The 20,541-nt window shown below is 71.0% G+C and carries 16 protein-coding genes; 7 read left to right on the top strand and 9 right to left on the bottom strand.

Features of this window, described 5'->3' with window-relative positions; translation table 11 throughout:
* Positions 1-17: 17 nt before the first annotated feature.
* From ACIHFB_RS27460 to ACIHFB_RS27470, 3 genes are all read right to left on the bottom strand, one after another.
* The gene (locus tag ACIHFB_RS27460; RefSeq protein ID WP_400128202.1) at positions 18-953 is read right to left on the bottom strand and encodes a lysylphosphatidylglycerol synthase domain-containing protein; all 936 of its coding nucleotides are present in this window, start codon (positions 951-953) and stop codon (positions 18-20) included.
* Positions 950-2,425 (bottom strand): hypothetical protein, encoded by a 1,476-nt coding sequence (locus ACIHFB_RS27465; RefSeq protein ID WP_400128203.1) that lies wholly within the window; start codon positions 2,423-2,425, stop codon positions 950-952. The genes ACIHFB_RS27460 and ACIHFB_RS27465 overlap by 4 nt, the downstream gene beginning before the upstream one ends.
* Before the next feature lie 163 nt (positions 2,426-2,588).
* Entirely contained in the window at positions 2,589-2,984 is a 396-nt protein-coding gene (locus tag ACIHFB_RS27470) for an SgcJ/EcaC family oxidoreductase (protein ID WP_365282790.1), read from the bottom strand.
* Positions 2,985-3,165: 181 nt separating this feature from the next.
* Between ACIHFB_RS27470 and ACIHFB_RS27475 the strand changes: the two genes are divergently transcribed.
* The 4 genes from ACIHFB_RS27475 to ACIHFB_RS27490 all read left to right on the top strand — a co-directional run bounded on the left by ACIHFB_RS27475 (position 3,166) and on the right by ACIHFB_RS27490 (position 7,094).
* Positions 3,166-3,828 carry a nucleoside/nucleotide kinase family protein gene (locus tag ACIHFB_RS27475; protein ID WP_400128204.1) on the top strand — a complete coding sequence of 221 codons (663 nt, stop codon included), beginning with the start codon at positions 3,166-3,168 and terminating at the stop codon, positions 3,826-3,828.
* A 10-nt stretch (positions 3,829-3,838) separates the two neighbouring features.
* The gene (locus ACIHFB_RS27480) at positions 3,839-4,597 is read left to right on the top strand and encodes a DUF429 domain-containing protein (RefSeq protein WP_400128205.1); all 759 of its coding nucleotides are present in this window, start codon (positions 3,839-3,841) and stop codon (positions 4,595-4,597) included.
* 12 nt (positions 4,598-4,609) lie between these two features.
* Positions 4,610-5,290, top strand: coding sequence for a class I SAM-dependent DNA methyltransferase (locus ACIHFB_RS27485; protein ID WP_400128206.1), 681 nt, complete (start codon positions 4,610-4,612; stop codon positions 5,288-5,290).
* A gap of 163 nt (positions 5,291-5,453) precedes the next feature.
* Positions 5,454-7,094 (top strand): SpoIIE family protein phosphatase, encoded by a 1,641-nt coding sequence (locus ACIHFB_RS27490; protein WP_400128294.1) that lies wholly within the window; start codon positions 5,454-5,456, stop codon positions 7,092-7,094.
* Positions 7,095-7,118: 24 nt separating this feature from the next.
* Here ACIHFB_RS27490 and ACIHFB_RS27495 read toward each other — a convergent pair whose 3' ends face one another.
* The 6 genes from ACIHFB_RS27495 to ACIHFB_RS27520 form a co-directional block, all read right to left on the bottom strand.
* Entirely contained in the window at positions 7,119-8,948 is a 1,830-nt protein-coding gene (locus ACIHFB_RS27495; protein WP_365282975.1) for a hypothetical protein, read from the bottom strand.
* A gap of 70 nt (positions 8,949-9,018) precedes the next feature.
* A complete protein-coding gene (locus ACIHFB_RS27500) occupies positions 9,019-10,737 on the bottom strand; it encodes a hypothetical protein (protein ID WP_400128207.1) in 1,719 nt (572 codons plus the stop codon).
* A gap of 2 nt (positions 10,738-10,739) precedes the next feature.
* Positions 10,740-11,642, bottom strand: a complete 903-nt coding sequence (locus tag ACIHFB_RS27505) for a carbohydrate ABC transporter permease (protein WP_400128208.1) — start codon at positions 11,640-11,642, stop codon at positions 10,740-10,742.
* Positions 11,639-12,550 carry a sugar ABC transporter permease gene (locus ACIHFB_RS27510; RefSeq protein ID WP_365282781.1) on the bottom strand — a complete coding sequence of 304 codons (912 nt, stop codon included), beginning with the start codon at positions 12,548-12,550 and terminating at the stop codon, positions 11,639-11,641. The genes ACIHFB_RS27505 and ACIHFB_RS27510 overlap by 4 nt, the downstream gene beginning before the upstream one ends.
* 119 nt (positions 12,551-12,669) lie before the next feature.
* Positions 12,670-13,992 carry an extracellular solute-binding protein gene (locus ACIHFB_RS27515; RefSeq protein WP_400128209.1) on the bottom strand — a complete coding sequence of 441 codons (1,323 nt, stop codon included), beginning with the start codon at positions 13,990-13,992 and terminating at the stop codon, positions 12,670-12,672.
* Between the two features lie 273 nt (positions 13,993-14,265).
* Positions 14,266-15,399, bottom strand: a complete 1,134-nt coding sequence (locus tag ACIHFB_RS27520) for an ROK family protein (protein ID WP_400128210.1) — start codon at positions 15,397-15,399, stop codon at positions 14,266-14,268.
* Positions 15,400-15,695: 296 nt separating this feature from the next.
* Here ACIHFB_RS27520 and ACIHFB_RS27525 point away from each other — a divergent pair, with 296 nt between their 5' ends.
* The 3 genes from ACIHFB_RS27525 (at position 15,696) to ACIHFB_RS27535 (ending at position 20,540) form a co-directional block, all read left to right on the top strand.
* Positions 15,696-16,595 (top strand): BadF/BadG/BcrA/BcrD ATPase family protein, encoded by a 900-nt coding sequence (locus ACIHFB_RS27525; RefSeq protein WP_365282775.1) that lies wholly within the window; start codon positions 15,696-15,698, stop codon positions 16,593-16,595.
* Between the two features lie 201 nt (positions 16,596-16,796).
* A complete protein-coding gene (locus tag ACIHFB_RS27530) occupies positions 16,797-18,734 on the top strand; it encodes a phosphatase PAP2 family protein (protein WP_400128211.1) in 1,938 nt (645 codons plus the stop codon).
* A 201-nt stretch (positions 18,735-18,935) separates the two neighbouring features.
* On the top strand, positions 18,936-20,540 hold the full coding sequence (locus tag ACIHFB_RS27535; protein WP_400128297.1) for a phospholipid carrier-dependent glycosyltransferase: 1,605 nt from the start codon (positions 18,936-18,938) through the stop codon (positions 20,538-20,540).
* Position 20,541 lies beyond the last annotated feature (1 nt).

The following is a 20,541-nucleotide window of genomic DNA, read 5'->3' on the forward strand; positions in this document are numbered from 1 at the left end:
GGTTCGCCGGAAACGCCTCACAGCGCCTTGCGCCGGACCAGCAGCCCGAGCACCAGCAGCCCCGGAACGAGCGGCAGCCACATCGTCAGCAGCCGGTAGCCGAGCACTGCGGACGCGACCGCGGACGCCGGGGCGCCACCCGCGGTGAGCGCGAGGGCGAGTGCGGCGTCGAGGGAGCCGAGGCCGCCGGGGGTGGGCAGCAGCGCGGCCGCACTGCTCGCGGCGAGATAGAGCAGCGCCACCCTGGCCGGGGTCAGCGACAGCGCCACGGCCTGCGTGACGGCGATGAGAACCGCGCAGTGGAGCAACGTGAAGGCCAGCGACCCGCCCCACAGCGCCGCCGCACGCTGCGGGCGGGCGTGCACGGCACGGATGTCGGCCGCCACGGCGGCGAGGGCCCGGCGGCACCGCCCGCTGCTCAGCAGGACCGCCGCCACGCAGGCCACGACGATCACGGCGGCCACCCAGCCGACGGTCAGGGACGGCATAAGCAGAACTCCCGGGCAGGCCAGGGTGAGTACGGCGATCAGGGCGCCGCGGACCACCACGCCCGCGGTCGCCTTCACCGCGAGGGCCGTCGCCGAGCGGCCGGCGGACAGGCCGCAGCGCATGAGGAAGCGGAGGTTGACCGCGCCCGCGCCGAGCCCGGCTGGCAGCAGATGGTTGGCGGCGGAGGCGGCGAGCTGCGCGGCGACGAGCCGTCCCGGGGGCAGCCGATCGGTCACGGCGCCCTGCTGGGCGAGCGCCGAGCACACCCAGGTCGCGAGCGCCGCCGACGCGGCCACGAGCAGCCAGCCCTGGTCGGCGACGGCAAGCCGGACGGCTCCGTGCTCCAGCACCGGCCAGTGCCGACGTGCCAGATAGCCGGCGCCCGCCAGAACGGCGAGCGTGAGGGCGGTGTGCAGGTAGGCGCGTCTTCGGGTGGGTGGGGCGAGGACCTGCTCGGACGTCATACGGGCCCCGGTGCGATGTGGACGTCCAGGCCGTCGAGCCGGTGGGTCTGCCAGGTACGGGCGTACCCGGGCGGGCTGCCGCCGGGCGGAGTGAGGGCGCCGACCGGGAGCGTGCGTGCGGTACGCAGGATGTCCGCCTTGGTGGTGTTGGCGTTGTGGCCGCGGATCGCGCCGGAGGAGCAGCCGGTGTAGTAGGCGACGGGGATGGCCTCGTGCCCGGTGAGCAGACAGGGCGGGCTGACGCCCAGGCGGTGCAGTTCGGCGGCGCTGCGGGTCCAGGCGCGGCGGTCTGCGGTGGTGCGGTCCACGGCTCGCTCCAGGACGACGTACTGCACGGCGAGATGTCCGGCCAGCCCGACCGCGACCAGCGTCGCGAGGACCGGGCGCCATCGCCCGTTCGGTGCGGTGACCAGATGGCGCAGGGCGTCGGCGACGGGGACGGCGAGCAGCGCGTAGGCGGGCAGCAGGAAGCGCGGAGCGGCGTATCCGATCAGGAACAGGTAGGGAACGGCGGCGGTCGTGGCGGCCAGCAGCGGTAGGAGGGTGTACATGGTCCGTCCGGCGCGGATCGCGACCGCGAGACCGAGGGCGGCGAGCAGCGGGAGCACGAACCACCACAGGGTCACCGCCGGATTGGGCATGTCCCCGGTGCAGGGGCGGCACAGGGTGCGTCCGATCAGACTGCGCAGCTGGTCGTCGACGGCGTTGTGCCAGCCGAGTCCGCCCTGGATCCGGGAGGCCTCGGACAGCCGTTCGCCCAGGCCGTCATAGCTGACATACGCCTCGGTGACCCACGCGACGGCGCCGACCGCGAGCCCCGCCACGAGTGCCGCGGCGAGCCGCCACCGACGTACCGAAAGGACCAGCAGGGGCAACACCACCCAGGCCGCGTCCATGGGCCGCATCAGCGCCATGAGCGCCGCGCCCGCCGCGACGCCCCACCAGGCCCGACGGTCGAGTCGGACCGCGCGGGCGCGCAGGAGGCAGCCGACGCAGAGCAGGGCGCCGATCGCCACCCAGTAGTTGGGCATCGCCTGCGGTGCGTAGAAGAGCGTCACCCACAAGGTGGCGAACAGGGCGCCCGCCGCGGCCAGGACGCCGACCGGGAACAGTCCGCGCCAGGCGCGCAGGGCGAGGTAGAGACCGACTCCCGCCAGCAGCGCGAGGTAGACGCGCAGCAGCGTCGTGGACGTCGACCAGGAGGCGACGGGTGCCACCAGCAGCGACACGCCACGGGCACGCGGTGCGCTGAAGAAGGCGGCCGGTGCCTGGGTGCCGACCTGGCTGACATACACGGTTTCGTCCCAGCCGAGGCCCATGGAGGGGTGGACGAGGATGAGCTGGGCGAGGGTGAAGCCGCCGGCGACCGCCGCGAGCAGGCCCCTGTCGCGGGGCCGCCCGAACGTACCGGGCACGGTCGCCTCGTCGCGTCGTCCCATACCGGCGAGCATGGCGTTCGTGCCGTGCGCCATCGTCCACCCCTCACCCGTACGACTCGTAGGGTTCCTGAGACCCAGCAGCCGGGAGGGCTGAAGACAGGGGTCCGGGAAAACATGGACAAACTAACCTAAACCGAGTGACGGCACCTCGCCCAGTACACCCACGTACATCAGTCGGCCGTCCCCCGGCGGGAGATCAGTCGTGCGGGAACGAGTGGTGCTCGTGGGCGACCAGCCAGCGACCGTCCTCCTTGCGCAGGCCGAGGGTGAGCCGCAGGCGCAGCGTGGGGCGCTCGGCGAGCTCCTCCGGGGTGCCGCAGCGCAGCAGGGCGTGTGCGTAGGCGACGTCCGGGCCCGCGGTGATGTCGAGGGACTCGATGTCGAAGCAGGCGCCCTGGGCCTGCCAGACGAAGAACGGCGGCCAGGTCGCGCGGTAGGCGTCGAGGCCGCGGATTCCCTCGTGGGGCGGCGGTACGTCGTACATGACGATGTCCACGGCGTGATCGGCGAGCACGCGGTCGATATCGCCGCGGTGGACGGCCTCGGCCCAGTTCGTGATCAAGGTGCGGATCCGCGCTTCGTCGTCCGACATGGCGGTGGCTCCCTCCTCGTCGGTGACTCTTCGGTGAGGACTCCTGTGCCGACTCCTGTGAGGCTCCTGTAGCGACTTCGGCGAAGACATCAGTGTGGACCTCGGTGAGGAGACTCCCCGCCACTATCGACTTCCCGCACCCGCACAACTCATCGACCCGCCGGGTGCCACACTCTGCTGTGTGCCCGTGACCTTCGACGACCTCCTCACCCGCGCCCGCGGTCTCACCGCCGGCCGCCGTCGCACCGTCCTCGGCATCGCGGGTAGCCCCGGCGCGGGCAAGACGACGCTCGCCGAGACCCTCGTACGGGAGCTGAACGGCTCCGGGGACCCCTGGGTCGCGCACGTCCCGATGGACGGCTTCCACCTGGCCGACGTCGAACTCGACCGCCTCGGTCTCCGGGACCGCAAGGGCGCACCCGACACCTTCGACGCCGCCGGCTACGCGGCTCTGCTGCGACGCGTGCGCGAGGAGGACGACGGGATCGTGTACGCGCCCGGTTTCGAGCGGGTGCTGGAGCAGCCGATCGCGGGCGCGATCCCGGTACCGCCGAGCGCCCGGCTGGTCGTGACGGAGGGGAACTACCTGTTGCTGGACACGGGGGCGTGGGTGCGCGTCCGGCGGCAACTGCACGAGGTGTGGTTCTGCGGGCTCGACGAGCAGGAGCGGATCCGGCGGCTGATCGCCCGGCACGAGGAATTCGGAAAGGACCACGAAGAGGCGGTCGCCTGGGTCCTCGGAACGGACCAGCGCAACGCCGACCTGGTCGCCTCGACCCGGGACCGGGCGGACCTGATCGTGCCGGTCGGTGAACTGACGGCGCCGGCGGGCACACCTACCTAGTCTGTCCCTCATGCGCACCGTCGGGATCGACCTTTCGGCCAGGCCGCCACGGACGGCGGCCGCCGTCATCGAGTGGACGCCGGGCCGGGCCACGGTACTGCCGCCCCGACTCGCCTGCGACGACGAAGAGTTGCTGAAGCTGCTCCTCTCTCTGGGGCGGGACGACCAGGCGGGCGTGGACTGCCCCTTCGGCTGGCCCGCCACGTTCGTCGCCTCCATGAACGCCCACGCCGCACCGCACCCCACCTGGCCCGGCCGGGACGCGGACGGCATCGAGGACCTGGACTCGCTGCGCTACCGCCGCACGGACAAGATCGTCGCCGTGCACGCGCCGCGCCCTCCGCTCTCCGTGTCCTGCGACAAGCTCGGCGCCGTCGCCATCCGGTGGGCGCGACTCCAGGCACTCCTCGCGGCCCGGGGCCTGTCCGTCGACCGCACCGGGCGCGGGTCCGTGGCCGAGGTCTATCCGAGCGCCGCCCGCAGTCAGTGGGGCCTCGTCGCGGGAACCGTCGACGAACTCCTCACGGCGGCACCTTGGTTGCACATCCCCGAAGGCGCGCGCCATGCATACGCGCACAGCCGTGACGCCTATGACGCTCTGATCGCCTCCCTCGTGGCCAGGGCCGTGCGGACGGGCTCCACGTCGTGGCCCGCCGGCGCCGACGCCGAGGCCGCGCGTAGCGAAGGCTGGATTCATCTGCCCGCGGTGGGGACGCTTGCGCGCCTCCCGGATTCATCGAATTGTGAAATAATTCCACAGTCGCAATGAAAGGTGACTTTCGTGATCAATGGAAACAATGGGCTTGATTACGAGAGCATACGGATCGACCGCAGCGGCCAGGCCGAAGCCTTCGATTCCATCGGCGACCGCTATGACGAGGCCTTTCCGCACAAGGAGGGCCAAGTCTCCGCCGGCGAATGGCTGATCGCGTCCCTGCCGGCAGGATCCCGTGTGCTGGACCTCGGCTGCGGCACCGGAGTGCCCACTTCGCGCCAGTTGGCGGACGCCGGTCTCGAGGTGGTGGGTGTCGACCTCTCCGGTGGGATGGTGAGACTGGCCCGGGCGTACGTACCGGCTGCGACCTTCCATCAGCTGGACCTCGCCGACCTGCGACCGGGCGGCCCTGCCCGGCTCGGCCGCTTCGACGCCGTCGCCGCCTTCTTCTCGCTGCTGATGCTGCCGCGCGCCGAGATCCCGCTCGCCCTGCTGACGGTCCGCCATCTGCTGTCCCCCGGCGGCCTGTTCGTCCTCTCGATGGTGGAGGCCGACGTGGACGACTTCTCGATCCCGTTCCTCGGGAACACCATCCGGGTCTCCGGCTACCTGCGCGAGGAGCTGCGCAAGGTCGTCGAGGCCGCGGGCTTCGAGATCGTGAAGGAGGACTCCTACACCTACGCCCCGGCGGTCACCGACGTCCCGCCCGAGGAGCAGGTCTTCTTCTGCTGCCGGCGGCGTGACTGAGAGGGCACCACCGATCACCACGGGCCGCGGCACCGCACCCATCGGACGGACAAGTCATGTGAAGGAGCACCCCACTCCCCACATCGAGGACTCGGACGACACCGGCCCGCAGACCGACCGGCTTCGGTACCTCGACGTGGCGACGCGACGGATCGCCCGTGGGATGGACCTGGACGAGACCCTCCGGGAACTGCGCCAGGCAGCCGTCCCCGCGTTCGCGGACGTGATACTCGTCCATCTCCACGATCCCCTGCCGGTAGGGGACGAGGAGTCGGCCGCCCCCGTCGTCCTCCAGGTGCACAGCATGGCCCGAGCCCCCACCGCTCCGGACACCGAACTCTCCCGTACGCCCTTCCTGAAGGTCGCACCGATGCACTCGACGGTGGTCCACCATGTGCAGGTGGCCGTCACCGGCCGGCTCGCGGAGCTGCTCCTGGCCGGCCGGCCCGTGTTCGGCGACGCGCCGGGCATCGCTCCCGCCGTGGCCGAGCTCCTCGGGCCCACCGTGCAGGTGCAGGGCTCACTCCCACCGGGCCGCAGGCTGATCGTCGCCCCGCTGCACGGCCGCCGGCACCTCATGGGCACCGTCGTCCTCCTGCGCCGGCCCGGCCGCCCCGCCTTCACCGGCGACGACCTGCTCGTCGCCTCGCAACTGGCGACGCACACCGCGCTCGGCGTCCAGAAGGCCGTGATGTACGGCTACGAGGCCTCCGTGGCGGACACGCTTCAGCACAGGATGCTCCCGTCATCGCTGCCCGAGCCCGCAGGCATACGGATGGCCAGCCGCTACCTGCCCGCATCGAAGACCGCCCAGGTCGGCGGCGACTGGTACGACGCGATTCCGCTGCCCGGCAACCGCGTCGCGCTGATCGTCGGCGACGTCATGGGCCATTCCCTGGCCTCCGCCGCGATCATGGGCCAGCTGCGCACCATCGTGCAGACCCTCGCCGGGCTCGACCTGCCTCCGCACGAGGTCCTGCACCACCTCGACGAACAGGCCCAACGCCTGGGCGGTGACCACATCGCGACCTGTCTCTACGCGGTCTACGACCCCATATCGCACCGACTGCTGATGGCGAACGCCGGTCATCCGCCCGCGCTCCTCCTGCGCCCGGACGGCCAGGTGGACGTGGTGCGTGTCCCGCCCGGTGCTCCGATCGGCGTGGGTGGCGTCGCCTTCGAATCCACGGAGATGCCCGCGCCCACCGGAGCGGCCCTGCTGCTCTACACCGACGGCCTCGTCGAGTCCCGCGACACGGACATCGGAACCGGCGTCACGGCCCTGCGCGCCCACCTCAAAGGAACCGCCCACGAGCTCGGCGCCGCCTCGCTGGAACCGCTGTGCGATCACGTGCTGGGCAACCTGGGCCCGGGCACCCGGGACGACGACATCGCACTGCTCGTCGCCCGGTTCGAGGGCTTCCCCATGGACAGCGTCGGGTACTGGTTCCTCGACCCCCACCCGCTGACCGCGGGACAGGCACGCCGGCTGACCCGCAGGACACTCCGCCGCTGGGACCTGGAAGCCCTGCTCGACACGACGGAACTCTTGGTCAGCGAGGTGGTGACCAACGCCGTGCGCTACGCCTCACGGCCCATCGCGCTGCGGCTGCTGCGCACCGACGTGCTGCGCTGCGAGGTGACCGACGACTCGGGCCAGGTCCCCAGGATGCGTCAGGCCGAGCCGGGCGACGAGGGCGGTCGCGGGCTGTTCCTGGTCGACGAACTGGCGCACCGCTGGGGGGCGACGAGGTTGAGCACGGGCAAGGTCGTCTGGTTCGAGCAGCAGATCCCGGAGCTCTGACGCGCGCGTCCTGGGGTGCCCTTGTCACCGGTGAAGCGTCAACTCCGGTTCGCCCTGGGCGTTCCCGGCCGGTGCCCCGATCACCGCGGTGAAGGCCTCGGTCACCACCGTCAGCCCCTGCGTCCCGAGCTCGAACTCCGGGGCGAACGGGCCCTCGGGGCCGTAGCGCACGGCGAAGACATGGAGGTCCTCCGGGCCGCCCGGCGCAGGATCGGCCTCCAAAGCCGTCGATGCCACCAGGTGCTGCCAGCCCTGGTCCGGGTTGCCGTAGCCGCGCGGATCGGCGGCCAGGGCGAAGGCCGCCAGCTCCTGGGTGGTCTCCGAACGCGCGTCGAAGTGGTCCGTGCGCTCCGACTCCGGGTGGGTCAGACGCAGTTCGCCGGCCGCCGTCACCTCGCCGGTCGCGACCCTGCGCACCCGGTCGCCGTCGTCGGCTGCGTAGGGCAGTCCCGCGAGCAGATACGGCGAGCCCGGCAGCCGTTCGACGGCCACCGTCAGCCAGAGGTGCGTGCCGTCGGTGACGTACAGGGACTGGACGTGGCGCAGGACGTGGTCGCGGCCGACGACCGGCTTGGTGACCAGCTTGGCCCGCAGGCCCTCGGCACCGAGGTCGCGGACGCGGACCTCGCCCATGGGGCGGCACAGCAGGAAGCCGTCGGTGACGGGGCCGAAGCCGTGCTGCCGGTTGACAGCCGCGGGCAGGTAGTAGGTGCCGCCCGCCTCGACCAGCGCCGGGGTCATCTTGTCGTCGAAGGCCACCGAGACCGTGCCGGCCCGCAGTTGATGCCGGGCGGCCGCCGTGGACGGCTCCCGGTGCCAGCGCGTGCTGTCCCGGATCTGCCAGATCAGCATCCACGCGAAGTGACCGTCGACCCCGCCGTCCGCCTTCACCGCGTGCCGGCCCCACCGGGTGTCGCCCCGGTAGCGGCCGAGGTCGGAGCCGATACGGCTGCTGAAGTAGCGCAGGCCCAGCACCGACTCGAATCCGGAGTGCTGTTCGCTGTAGCGGGGGCCGCCGTTGTCGAAGCCGCCGGTCGTCAGACGTGCGTCGATGTAGCGCGCGAGCGTGTCGCCGTCCTCGGCGAACATGTCCTCGCCGCTGACCACATGGGCCTGAGCGAGGAAGGACAGGGAGATCGGGCCGTAGTTGTTGTCGTACGCGCCACCGTGCTCGGGCGGCAGGAGCGCACCCCGGTCGCGCACCCGGTGGGCGCGGATCTCGCCGGCGTACAGGCTCAGCGCGCGGCTGCGGACCGCCTCGGCCTGCACCGCGGGGAGGTGTTCGGCCAGCATCAGCCCGCCGACCACACAGCCGATGGCCTGGTTGCCCGCCTCCTGCGGGTTGAAGAAGGTCGCCTCGGTCAGCCAGCGCCAGTAGCCGAACGCCACTTCGACCAGCCGGTCGCGCTGCTCGTCCTCGATCAGGCCGTCCGTCGTGTCCAGCAGGTTCACGGCCTGGAGCAGAGCCCACACCGTGCTGGGCCAGTCCCCGATCGGATGCGCGCCCGCCGCGAGGGTGTAATGGGCGTACGGCAGACCCGAATCGCGGAGCTTCAGGTTCGGGTAGCCGGGGTTGTCGACGACATACACCCGCTCGCGCAGATGGAACGCGAGGCTGCGCCGCACCGCCTCCGGAAGGCGGGGATCCTTGGTGCGCTGCCAGGCGAACGCCAGCAGCGAGGTCACGCCGAGCGAGGTGTCGCCGATGTCGTCCACGCAGTCGGGGTGTTCGAGGTTGCCCTCCGGCGTGATGCGGGCCAGGGCCTGCTCGGCGACATCCGCGAGGACGGCGTCGTACGCCTCGGGGGTGTCCGGCAGGTCGTGCAACGGGCGGAGCTGGCGTGGGAGATACACCGGTGGGGGCGTGTGGTGCACGGGGATCAACCCTTCATGCCTGGGGTGGCCTTGGCGTGGTTCGTGTGGGTCACTCGACAGGTGCGGGCCGCCGCGCACGCAGTGCGACGGTCAGGGTGTGCGGGCCGCTTCCACCGATGTAGACGCGGTTCCCTGTCGTCGCGTCGGTGCCGCCCGCCACGGTGTAGTCCTGCCCCGGGTCGTACCGCAGTACGTCGCTCCGGTCCGGCCCGGCGAGCGGTTCGCCTGCCTCGACGCCGACCTCGACGCGGATCTCGTCGTCGCCGACCCGGTAGGTCATCGGCTCGGTCGTCAGGCACCAGCGTCCGTCGCCGATCGGTACGGCGCCCTCCGCAATGCCGCCCGGCCGGAAGGTCAGTTCGAGCGCCCACGGCACCCGTGGTCCGCTGATGTCGATCCGCAGATCGGCACCGTCTTCTCTCAGGTCGACCTCGACGCGGGTCGTGTGCGAGACCTCGTCCCGAGGTCGGTCGGGGAACGCCATCGCGGCCGAGAAGCGTCCCTCGTCCACCAGCCGGTAGACACCGTCGTCCTGCCTCCGGTCCGGCGGGAGCGGCTGGTAGTAGGCGGCCGTGAGGGTCTCGGTGAGCCGGTATCGGCTGTCGGCGAGCTGCTGCATACCGGCGGCGCGGAACGGGCCCAGGTCGAAGAACCCCCGCGAGAGACGGACCGCGTCGAGAACGGCGTCGCCGGCGAACAGCCGCAGGAAGGTCGGATTGCAGGCGAGGCCCGAGCGGATGCGCCGGTGCCCGGGCACGTCGGAGCCGCCGTACACCACGGTGTGTGCGGTGGCCGAGGCGTGTGCGGCGAGGCGCGCGGTGGTGAGGTGACGGTCGCGGGGCAGCGTCTCCCTGTCCGGTGCGGGCAGGGCGCGGCACAGGTCCGGGGTGAGGAGGGTCTCGGCGAGCAGGTCGGGGTCGTCGATGCCGCCGGCGGCAGCCAGTCGCGCCGCCCGGCTGAAGTCGCCCCGGCCGGTGCGGATCGCGAGCAGCCGGTAGTGCGGCAGGTAGGGCGCCAGCGGGAACGGGTGGTTCTGGTCCTGCCGTCGCGAGTGGACGGTCTCCACCGTGCCGTCCGGCCTGATCAGGTCCAGGGTGGCGGCGAGATTGCGCTCGACGGCGTCCCGCAGGTCGGCGCGGCCGAGGATGTCGGCCAGCAGGAGCAGCGAGGGGTTGGACACGTGGGACGCGTAGACGGCGCTCCGCTCCGAGTACAGGCCCTCCGCGTCGATGTCGACGCCCTCGGAGAGCCACTCCTCGACGCGGTCGAGCAGCCGGTCGTCGGGGAACGACCGGTGCAGCCGGGCCAGTGCCGCGCTCAGCTCCCACCGGTGGTTCGGGGTGTGCACCCCACCGGTGAGGAGACTGGCGGTGGCGGCGCCGGCGATCTCGGCGAGCGCGGCCGTGACATCGCGCAGTTCCGGCCCCGCGCCGGCGGAGAGGAAGTGCGCGTCGCACACGTCGTTGACGGTGAAGGCCGAGTCCGGCGGGGACTGCACGTTGTCGCCGCCGGCGAAGAGGCCGGTGCTGGTCTGCGCGGCCCGCAGGGCGCGCAGGTGGGTCATCGCGGCGGCGACGGCCTGCCCGCTGCCGTGCAGTGCCGAGTCCGGGGAACGGTATGCCGCGACCAGAGTCCTCACCCGCCGCGCCAGACCACGGTGCGGCACTCCGGCGGGTTCCTCGTCGGGGCCGGCCGCCAGTGCGGTGGCGGTCCGGTCGGCGGCACGCGCCGCCGCGCGGACGAACTCGTGGTCGAGCGGGGTGGGCAAGGTCAGTCCTTCAGTCCGGCGTTGATGTCGGCGTTCATCACATAGCGCTGGAACACCAGGAAGACGGCGATCAGCGGGATCATGGAGATGACGGATCCGCCGAGCAGCACCGACCAGTTGATGTTCTGCGCGCCGACGAGGCTCTGGATGCCGATCTGCACGGTGAACTTGTCGGGGTCGTTGAGCATCAGCAGCGGCCAGATGTAGTCGTTCCACCGCCACTGGAACGACAGGATGGCGAGCGTCAGCATGATGGGCCGGGAGATCGGCACCATGATCCGCAGGAAGATGGACAGTTCGCGGGCGCCGTCGATGCGGGCGGCCTCGATGAGCTCGTCGGGGACCGTCAGGAAGAACTGGCGGAACATGAAGCATCCGGTCGCGGTGAGCACGGCCGGGAGGATGATGCCGCCGAACGAGTTGTAGAGGCCGAGGTCGCGGACGACCAGGAACTCCGGGGCGAGCATGACCTCGGACGGCAGCATCGTGGTGGCCAGGATGCAGATGAAGAACACCTTGAGCCACTTGTTGTCGTACTTGGCCAGGGCGTACCCCGTGCAGCAGCTGGCTCCCACCGTGAGGATCGTCGTGATCACGCACACGATGGCCGTGTTGATGAAGTACTGGGAGAAGTTGGCGCTGTCCCACGCCGCCTCGTAACCCGACAGGGTGGGGTCGTGCGGCAGCAGCGTCAGCGGGAGGGAGAACAGGTCTCCCGCCGGCTTGAAGGAGCTGAGGACGAACCACAGCACCGGCAACCCGTACAGACACGCCAGGATCCACAGCAGTGTCGTCGCGGACACCGCCCCCCGGAGCCTGCCGCCGCTCGCGCCGCGGCGCCGCTTCCTGGAGACGGGCCGCCCGGGATCGGCGTCGACCGGGCGGGGAAGGTCTGTGGTGGTCATCGGTTCTCCATCCGCCGGTTGACGATCAGCTGGATGATCGCGACGGCCATCAGGATGAGCATGAGCACGAACGACGCGGCGCTCGCGTAGCCGATCTGGCCCGTTTTGAAGCCGGTTTGGTAGATGTACTGGACGAGCAGGTTGTTCGACGTGCCCGGTCCGCCGTTGTTGAGGGCGAGGAAGAGCGGGTACTCCTTCATCGCGTTGATCGTGTTGAGCAGGATGACGATGAACGAGGTGGGCGCGATGCTCGGCAGGGTGATGCTCCTGAACTGGCGCCAGGGGCCCGCGCCGTCGAGCGAGGCCGCCTCGTAGTACGAGGTGGGCACGTTCTTGATCGCGGCGATGAACAGCAGCATCGAGAAGGCCGTTCCCCACCAGGCGCCTGCCATGACCACCACGCCCAGCGACAGGTCCGCGTTCGACTGCCACGCGATCGCGTTCCCGCCGAGCTTCTCGATGACGTAGTTGATCAGTCCGAAGTTCTCACCGAACAGCCACCGCCACAGGACGCCCACGACGATGGGCGAGATGAGCCACGGGACGAAGAAGATGACACGGGCGATCGACGCGCCCTTGGCCTGCTTGCTCACCACCAGGTTGGCGATGAGCAGTGCGAGCGCGAAGTTCAGCGGAACGACGAGCACGGCGTACAGCAGCGTCCGGGTCAGCGCGTCGTAGAAGGTGGAGTCCCCGAACAGGTTGCTGTAGTTGTCCAGTCCGACGAACTGGAACGCCCCCACACCCGTGTAGTTCGTGAAGGAGTAGACGAGCCCGATCACCGCCGGCCAGACGAAGAACAGCGAGAAGAGCACGACATTGGCCGCGATGAGGACGAGCGGCGCAAGGGTCTGCTTACTGCGTCTCCTGGGCGGGCTCGTGGACACGTCCGAGGCGCGTTTTGTCATCTTCCTGACTCCGTGCTGGTGGATTGGGTTCCGGTGGGCTCAGGCCACGAGCCCGGCATCACGTGGGCCCCGGGCCCGGGTGGCGGGGTCTCGGCCCCGCCACCCGGGCCGGCCTGCGCTCAGCCGCCGACCTGCTGGTTGTAGCCGTCCACGATGTTCTGCAGGGCCTTGTCGGCCGACTGCTGGCCGTTGATCGCCTTGCCGATCTCCGTCTTGGTCGGGTCCTCGGTGAGGCTCTTGCCCTTCAGCACCCAGTTCGTCTGCGCGGTGTTGAAGTAGCCGGAGATCGGGGCGTAGAGCGGGATCGACTCGTTGTACAGCTTGAACGCCGCCTGCGCCGCCTCGGACTTGAAGGGGTACTTCGGGTTCAGACCGCTCTCGACCGGCAGGAACCCGGACGCCTCGCACAGCGCCTGGTAGTGGGCCGGCTCGTACAGCCAGGACAGGAACTTCGTCGCGGCGGTGGCCGCGTCGCCGTTGTTGTTGAAGCCCACCGTCAGGCCGCCGCTGTTGACGTCGCTGGCCTGGACCGGCTCGGCGGGAGTCGGGACACTCGCCCAGTCGAACTTCGTGATGCTGTCCGCGAAAGCGGGAACCTGCCATACGCCGGACCAGTAGGCGACCACGTCACCGCTCTGGAACATGGCCGACGGGTCGGCGCCGCTGGTCCACACCGACTTCGGCATGGTCTTGTCGTCGTTGAGTCCGACGAAGTAGTTCACGGCCTTCTTGGTCGCCGCGTCCGCCGAGAACTTGCCGGAGGAGTCCGCGTGGACGTACTGCCCGCCCATCTCGTACACCATGGCGCGCAGCCGGGACGGCGACTGGTCGAACGTCAGGGAGTACTTGGCGCCGGCCTTCTCCCGGACCTCGTCCGCCGCCTTGATGAACTCGGCCCAGGTCCAGGTCTTCGCGGGCGACGTCGGGAAGGAGACGCCGGCCTTCTTGAACAGCGTCTCGTTGATGAACAGGCCGGACGCGGTGACGTCCGAGGGGATCGCCAGCACCTTCCCGGACGAGTCCTTGGCGACGAAGTTCGCGTTGATCTTGTTGGTCTTGTTGTCGGCGATGGACTTGAGGTCGATCAGCTTGTTCGACCAGATCGGGTCCAGCGCCGGCACGGTCGCCACGTCGGGCAGGGAGTTCGCCTGCGCGGCGTTGTGCAGCTTCGTCGGGTAGCCGTCGTAGGGAATGTTGACGAGCTTGACGTCGACGCCGGCTTCCTTCTTGTACTGCGCCACCATCTTCTTCCAGCCCGCGTCCTGCCCCGGAACCGTGGAGATCCAGAACGTCAGCGACTTGGAGGACCCGCCCGAGTCGGAGCCGGACCCGCAGGCGGAGAGCAGCAGGGCACCTGCCGTGGCGACGGCAGCGAGGGGAACCAGGCGGCGCATACCGCCGCGGCCGAGTCGGCGAGAGCGCCGCACACCCACAGTGGTCATCTTCGAACCCATTTCGTGGTAGGGACGGAGCACGGCGCCGACGGAGGCGGCACGGGTGCATTTTGCAAGAAGGTTCGCTTTCCGAGGGCGCGGCCTCGCCTGGCCGCGTCATCCTGACGAGCGAGGGTCCCCGGCCGCTGTGGCCGTCGCCGCACAAGCACGCCCTGGTGCGGTTGCCGTACGTCGAGTACGGGCGGGACGCTCGCCCAAGCCGACGTCCCGGTCGACTTAGAAAGCGCTTGTCCGGACATTGGCAGACCGAGTCCGAAACCGTCAATCCTTCGTCCGCGCCGCCTCGGTCACGGTTTGGACTCCTCGGGCGACCGCGAGGCGGGCGGCGCCCACGACGGTGCCGAGATCGCCGACCTGGCTGCTGACCACCTCGGTGGGCCAGCTGAGCCGCTCCAGCTCGGCCCGCACACCGGGCAGGAGCTGCGGATACGCACCGGTGCTGCCGCCCAGCACGAGCAACCCCGGATCCAGTACGGCGGTCACGGCGGCGGCCAGCCGGCCCACGTCCACGGCGTGTCGGTCGACGACCGAGCGGGCCGTGGCGCTGCCCTGTCCGGCCAGGGCGAAGAGCTGCTCGGCGGTGCGGGGGCAGGAGTCGTCGGAATCCGGCCAGGCCTCCGTGGCCCGGCGCAGCAGCGAACCGGCCGCGATGTACTCCTCCAGGGCCTCGTGGCGGGGCTCCAGGTCGTCGTCCCAGGGGTAGGGCAGCCGGGCGAGCTCTCCGGCGGCCCCGTTGGCTCCGGCCAGCACCTGTCCTCCGACGACGATGCCGAGACCGATACCGACGCCGATCCGCAGATAGCCGAAGGTGTGCCGGCCGCGGGCGGCACCCTCGTGCAGTTCGGCGAGCGCGGCGCAGTTGACGTTGTTCTCCAGGTGGACGGGGACCCCGGGCGGCAGGGCGACGGCCACGGCGTCGAAGACCGGTCCGGCCTTGGCGGTGGCGGGGCGCGGCTTCTCGGGGGCGGTGACGTCGCCGACGGCCACGACGATGGTGCGCAGCGGGGCGCCGCAGGGCAGCGCGCTCAGGGCGTCGCGCACCACGTCGGCGGCCTCGGCGCGGGGCCCGGTGGCCTCGGCGAGCAGGGTGCCGTCCAGGGCGCAGCCGCGGACCCGGGTGAGGGCGGGGCCGAGGTCGACGGCGAGCACGGCGCCCGCGGCGGGGCCGAGGCGGTACATGGCGGCGCTGCGGCCCGTACCGCCGGAGGAGGTGCCGGAGTGGGCGGCGAGATGCACGCCCTCCAGTTCGGCGACGGCGGAGGAAACCGTCGGCTTGGACAGACGCGCAAGGCTCGCGAGCTGCGGCCGGGTCGCGGTCCCCGCCTGGGCCAGCACGGCGAATACGGCGCTCGCGCTCTCGGTCAGACGGGGGCCTCTCACAACGTCGTTTTCCACACTACCCCCAGCTCACAGGCCGCTCTCCGGTGCCGATCGACTCGGCGGGAGGCGGCGATGGGTTGCCCTGGCGTGCTGCGTACGCGGCCGGACCGGAAGTCCGGCGAGCCGAGTGCGCGACGCCTATTGACACACACTGTACTTCGTTAGTTAACTTCCTAACGAACGTCACGGTACTCGCCTGCCGTGGTCCGTCAGAAGCCCGTCCCGGGGCTTCCCTAGTTCATCAACTGCCTTGTCTCCAGGCGCGGTTCGCCCACCGTCGCAGCACACAGCGCACCGACGAAAGATGTTCCGTGCAGGACACCGCACCCTTGGTGGTCGGCATCGACGTGGGTGGCACCAAGACACAGCTCCGCACCTTCGCGGACGAAACTCTCGTGGCCGATCACGTCCGTCCCAGCAGCGGCTGGCGGCCGCACGATCCCGCGGCCGCCGCCCGATGGCTGGCCGCGCTGGTCGAGGAGGCGCTGCCGACAGGCGTACGTCCGTCCGCGCTGGCCGTGGGCGGACACGCCTGTGAGACGCCGCGGCAGTGCGCGGGGATACGGGACGCGCTCCAAGCCCTGCTGCCCGTGCCCGCGATCGTGGTGGGCGACGCCGAACTGCTCGTCCCCGCCGCGGGCCTGGACAAGGGCGTCGGCCTGGTCGCCGGAACCGGTTCGGTCGCGGTGGGCCGGCTCGCCGACGGCAGCCCCGTACAGGTGGGCGGCTGGGGTGCGGTCCTCGGCGACGAAGGCGGTGCCGCCGGTCTCGTCCGGGAGGCGGCGCGTGCCGCATGGGCCGCGCACGACCGCGGTGAACGCCCCGACGAACTCGCCCTCGCCCTGGTGTCCGCGTTCTCGGTCGCCGAAGTCCCGGCGCTCGGCGCGGCCTTGGAGAGCGCCACCGACGTCTCCGCCGAGTGGGGCAGACACGCTCCCGTCGTCTTCGCAGCCGCCGAAGCGGGTTCGGCACTCGCCCGCGCCGTCATCGCCGAGGGCGGCCGGTCACTCGCCACGCTCGTCGAACGGCTCGCCGCACGCGGGGTCGTGGTGGACGACGTCGTGGTCGCGGGCAGCACCGTGCTTGCGCAGCCCGCCCTGTACGACGCCTTCGTGACAGCGCTCGCCGCGAACGTTCCGCAGGCGCGTCCGCAGCCCCTGCGGGTGGCGCCGGTCCTCGGAGCGGTGGCCCTGGCCAGGGCGATCCTGTGAGCGCCCGAGTCCCCGTTCACGTCCGGGACATGTCGCGGTCGGCAAGCGCTTTGCCGAGAGCCATGCCCCGGCCGTAGATCTTCGCTCGTAAGCCTGGCCCATCACCGCAGGACGCCCAGGACTTACACGTCTCACGCACACCGCGAGACCCTCGCCCCGACCCCGCGGCCGCAGGCCGAAGAACTCAAGAGAGGCACACGCATGCCGTCTTCAGACGGGCAGCAGCCCACCACGTCGTCCGGACGTCACGCGCTGGACCGGCGGCGGCTCCTCAAGACCTCCCTGGTCGCGACGACCGGTCTGATCGGCGCTCCGGCCCTCATCACCTGGGCCGGCGTCGGCCGGGCGAGTGCCGCGACGACCACCACCGCGCCGTTCGTCGACGACTACAAGACCAACGTCACGGCGAATCTCACGCCCGAGACCAACGCGGTGATCCGGATCCTCGGCGGCATGGCCGAGATCTGGAAGACCGGCGGCGCGTGGAACACCGGCACCCCGCTGCGGCCCGAGATCCTGCGCGCCAACATGGGCTACTGCGTCCGGATCACCGCCGCGCGCACGGAGGCGCAGGCGAAGGAGTCGTTCCTCTACGACCGCCAGCACCAGAGTTACGCGATGATCGCCGCGCTCGGACCGCTCGCCGAGCTGTACAAGTCCGGTGCCAAGGCGGTCACTTCGATCACGACGGCGCCGGACACGACACCCGCGACCACGATCAGCGACTCCGTTCCGGCGGACGCCCCGGCCGGATCCGCCCTCGGTGCGGGTTCGTACACCTCGGATCTCGGCCAGGTGGCGAAGCTGGTCGACACCGTGCGCGGGCCGTTCGCCTCCGGCAACCCCGCCAAGTTCGCCTTCCAGTACCCGCGTCCGTGGCGCATGAACGAGGACAGCGAGGTCGTCGACACCGGGCGGACCGACGCGCTCGGCTACCCGGTCTACGACTCCGACGTGGTCGTCGCCACGCAGCTGCTGCGGCAGCGCAGCACGAACCCGGCCGAGGACGGCGGATTCCCCAGCGGGCACACCAACGCCTTCCACCTCGCGGCTCTGGCGTTCGCGTACGCCGTTCCGGAGCGGTTCCAGGAGATCGTGACGCGCGCGTTCGAGCTGAGCCACACCCGAATCATGTCGGGCATGCACTCCCCCGTCGACGTGCTGGGCGGCCGCATCATGGCCACCGCCCTGGCCGCCGCCGCCCTCGCCGACCCTGCCAACGCCGACCTCAAGACCACCGCCCGCGCCCAGGCCCTCGCCTACTTCCTCACCCAGACCGGTACCACGGCCGACTCCCTGTACTCCTACGCGCACCCCGGCACCGGCGACGCCTACGCCGACCGGGACGCGAACCTCCGCACGGTCACGCCCAAGCTGACGTACATCCTCGCCCGCAAGGGCCGGGGCGAGGCGCTGACCGTGCCGAAGGGTGCGGAGGTGCTGCTGGAGACGCGTCAGCCGTACCTCGACTCGGAGCAGCGGCGCGCGGTGCTGCGCACGACCGCGCTGCCCGCCGGGTACGTACTGCTCGACGGCCTCGAGCAGTGGGGGCGCCTCAACCTGTTCGCCGCGGCGGACGGTTACGGTGCCTTCGAGTCCGACGTGACCGTGCGGCTCGACGCGGCGGCGGGCGGCTTCGGCGCGGCCGACACCTGGCGCAACGACATCGACGGCGACGGCGGCCTCACCAAGGCAGGCACCGGAACACTCACCCTGACCGGCCACAACCGGTACACCGGCGGCACCGTGCTGAAGGACGGTGTCCTCACGGCCGCGTCGGCCCACGCCCTGGGCCACGGCGACGTGCGGGTCACGGGCGGCACCCTGCGGGTCTCCACGAAGTCGACGGTGCAGATCCACGGCACGTACGGCCAGGAGTCGGCGGCGCTGGAGGTGACGCTGCGGTCGGGCCGCGGCCCCGCCCTGGAGGTCACGCGGCGAGCGGTGCTCGGCAAGGGCAGCCGCCTGTCGCTGCGGCTCGACGCCGACAGGCCGCCGGCCGCGGGGAGCACGGTGCGTGTCGTCGGCGCCCGGGTGCTGCGCGGTCAGTTCGACCGCGTGGAGCTGAACTCCGACGCGCTGCGGGCCGTACCCGTCTACACGACGGATGGTCTGTCGGTACGACTCCTGAAGCGGTGACGCCCTGAGGTGGCGGGAGCTGATGCAGAGTAGCCCCATGAGGTGGCTCTGGATCGCTCCCGGCACCGCGCGGCCGGTGTCACCGCGGGGCGGATGATGGCGCGCGAACAGCAACTGGTCCTCGATCCCGGGGCAGAGGGACACTCCCCGCCGTCGGTGACCGCGGTGACATCGCCACGCCGGTCGCACCGGCGATGGCTGATGCCGCTGCTCGTGGTCGGGCTGCTCGCCCAGATGGCGGTGGCGATGGTGACCACGGCCGTACAGCAGACACCCACCATCGACGAACCCGTCTACGTCGGCACGGCCGCCGTCTATCTGCACGACCGCAGCCTGCGCTACAACCCCGAGCATCCGCCGCTCGGGAAGCTGGTCGTCGCCGTCGGGGTGGCGCTCGCCGATCCGCACGTCGACCGGCCGTTGCCGGACAACCAGGGCGTGATGGGACGCCATCTGCTGTACAAGTCCGGCAACGACCCGTGGCAGCTGATGCTCTGGGCCCGCCTTCCGGTCATCGCGCTGACCCTGCTGTTCGGGCTGGTCGTGTTCGCCTTCGCCCGCGAACTCGTCGGCATGGCGGGCGCCTTGACTGCACTCGCGCTGTACGCCTTCTCGCCCGACGTCATCGCCCATGGCTCCCTCGCCACGCTCGACGTACCGGCTGCCGGTTTCCTGCTGACGTCGGTGTGGCTGCTGTGGCGGGCGCGTGTCCGGCCGCAGCTGTACGTGCCGCTCGCCGGGATGGCGCTCGGTGCGGCCCTGGCCACGAAGATGAGCGCGCTGGCGGCGGTTCCGGTGCTGGTGGTGCTCGCGGGGGTGTCGGTGTGGCGGGCCGGCGCGGTGGCACAGGCGGGTGCGGGTCCGGTGCTCGACCGCCGGAGAGCACTCTTGCGGGCGGCTGCGGGCGCCGGGATCATGACGCTGGCCGCGATCGCCGTCGTGTGGGCCACCTATCTGATCGTCGATCCCCGACTGCGCTGGACGCCGCCGCAGGCCATGCCGACGGTGCAGGGACTGCGCGGGATGCTGGTCGATCTGCTGCCGTTCCCGGAGGCGTACCGGGACGGCATGCGCATCCAGTTCGGGATGGAGCGACTGCCCTGGCAGAGCTTCCTGTTCGGGCGGGTGTACACGGGTTCGCTGTGGTACTACCTCCCGGCGGCGCTGCTGGTGAAGACACCGCTCGGGATGCTGGTCCTGTGGGCGGCCGGGGTCGTCGCGGTGGTGGCGGTACGGCGGCTGCGGCCGGCGGCGCCGTATCTGCTCGCCGCCCCGGTCGTGCTGCTGGTGGCGGCCATGGAGGGGTCGCGTGACTTCGGTACGCGGTACGCCGTGTTCGTGCCGATGTTCTTCGCGGTGGCGGCAGCCGGCGTCCTCACGCTGCGCTGGCGATGGAGGTTCCTCACGACGGCCGCCCTGGTGCTGTTCGTCGCGATCAGCTCGCTGCGGACGTTTCCCTACTATCTGCCGTACTCCAACGAGGCGTTCGGCGGGCCCGCGAAGACGCATCTGCGGCTGCACGACGCCAACGTGGACTGGGGCCAGGACCTGGGACGGCTCGCCGACCGGCTGCGCGAGCGCTACCCGGGCGAGCGGATCTGGCTCGTGTACAAGGGCAGCGGACTGCCGGCGTACTACGGCATCGACGCGACGGATCCGCGCACCGTCCCCGAACGTGAAGTGCGCGGGCTGCTGGTCGTGTCGGACTCCTCGGTCGCCAAGGCGAAAGGGCGGCTGGCCGAGTTGATCGACAGCAGTCGTCCGATCGACGAAGTCGGTCACTCGATCACGATCTACCGGCGGTGAG

The sequence above is a fragment of the Streptomyces sp. NPDC051963 genome (assembly GCF_044593495.1).
Classification (GTDB): Bacteria; Actinomycetota; Actinomycetes; order Streptomycetales; family Streptomycetaceae; genus Streptomyces.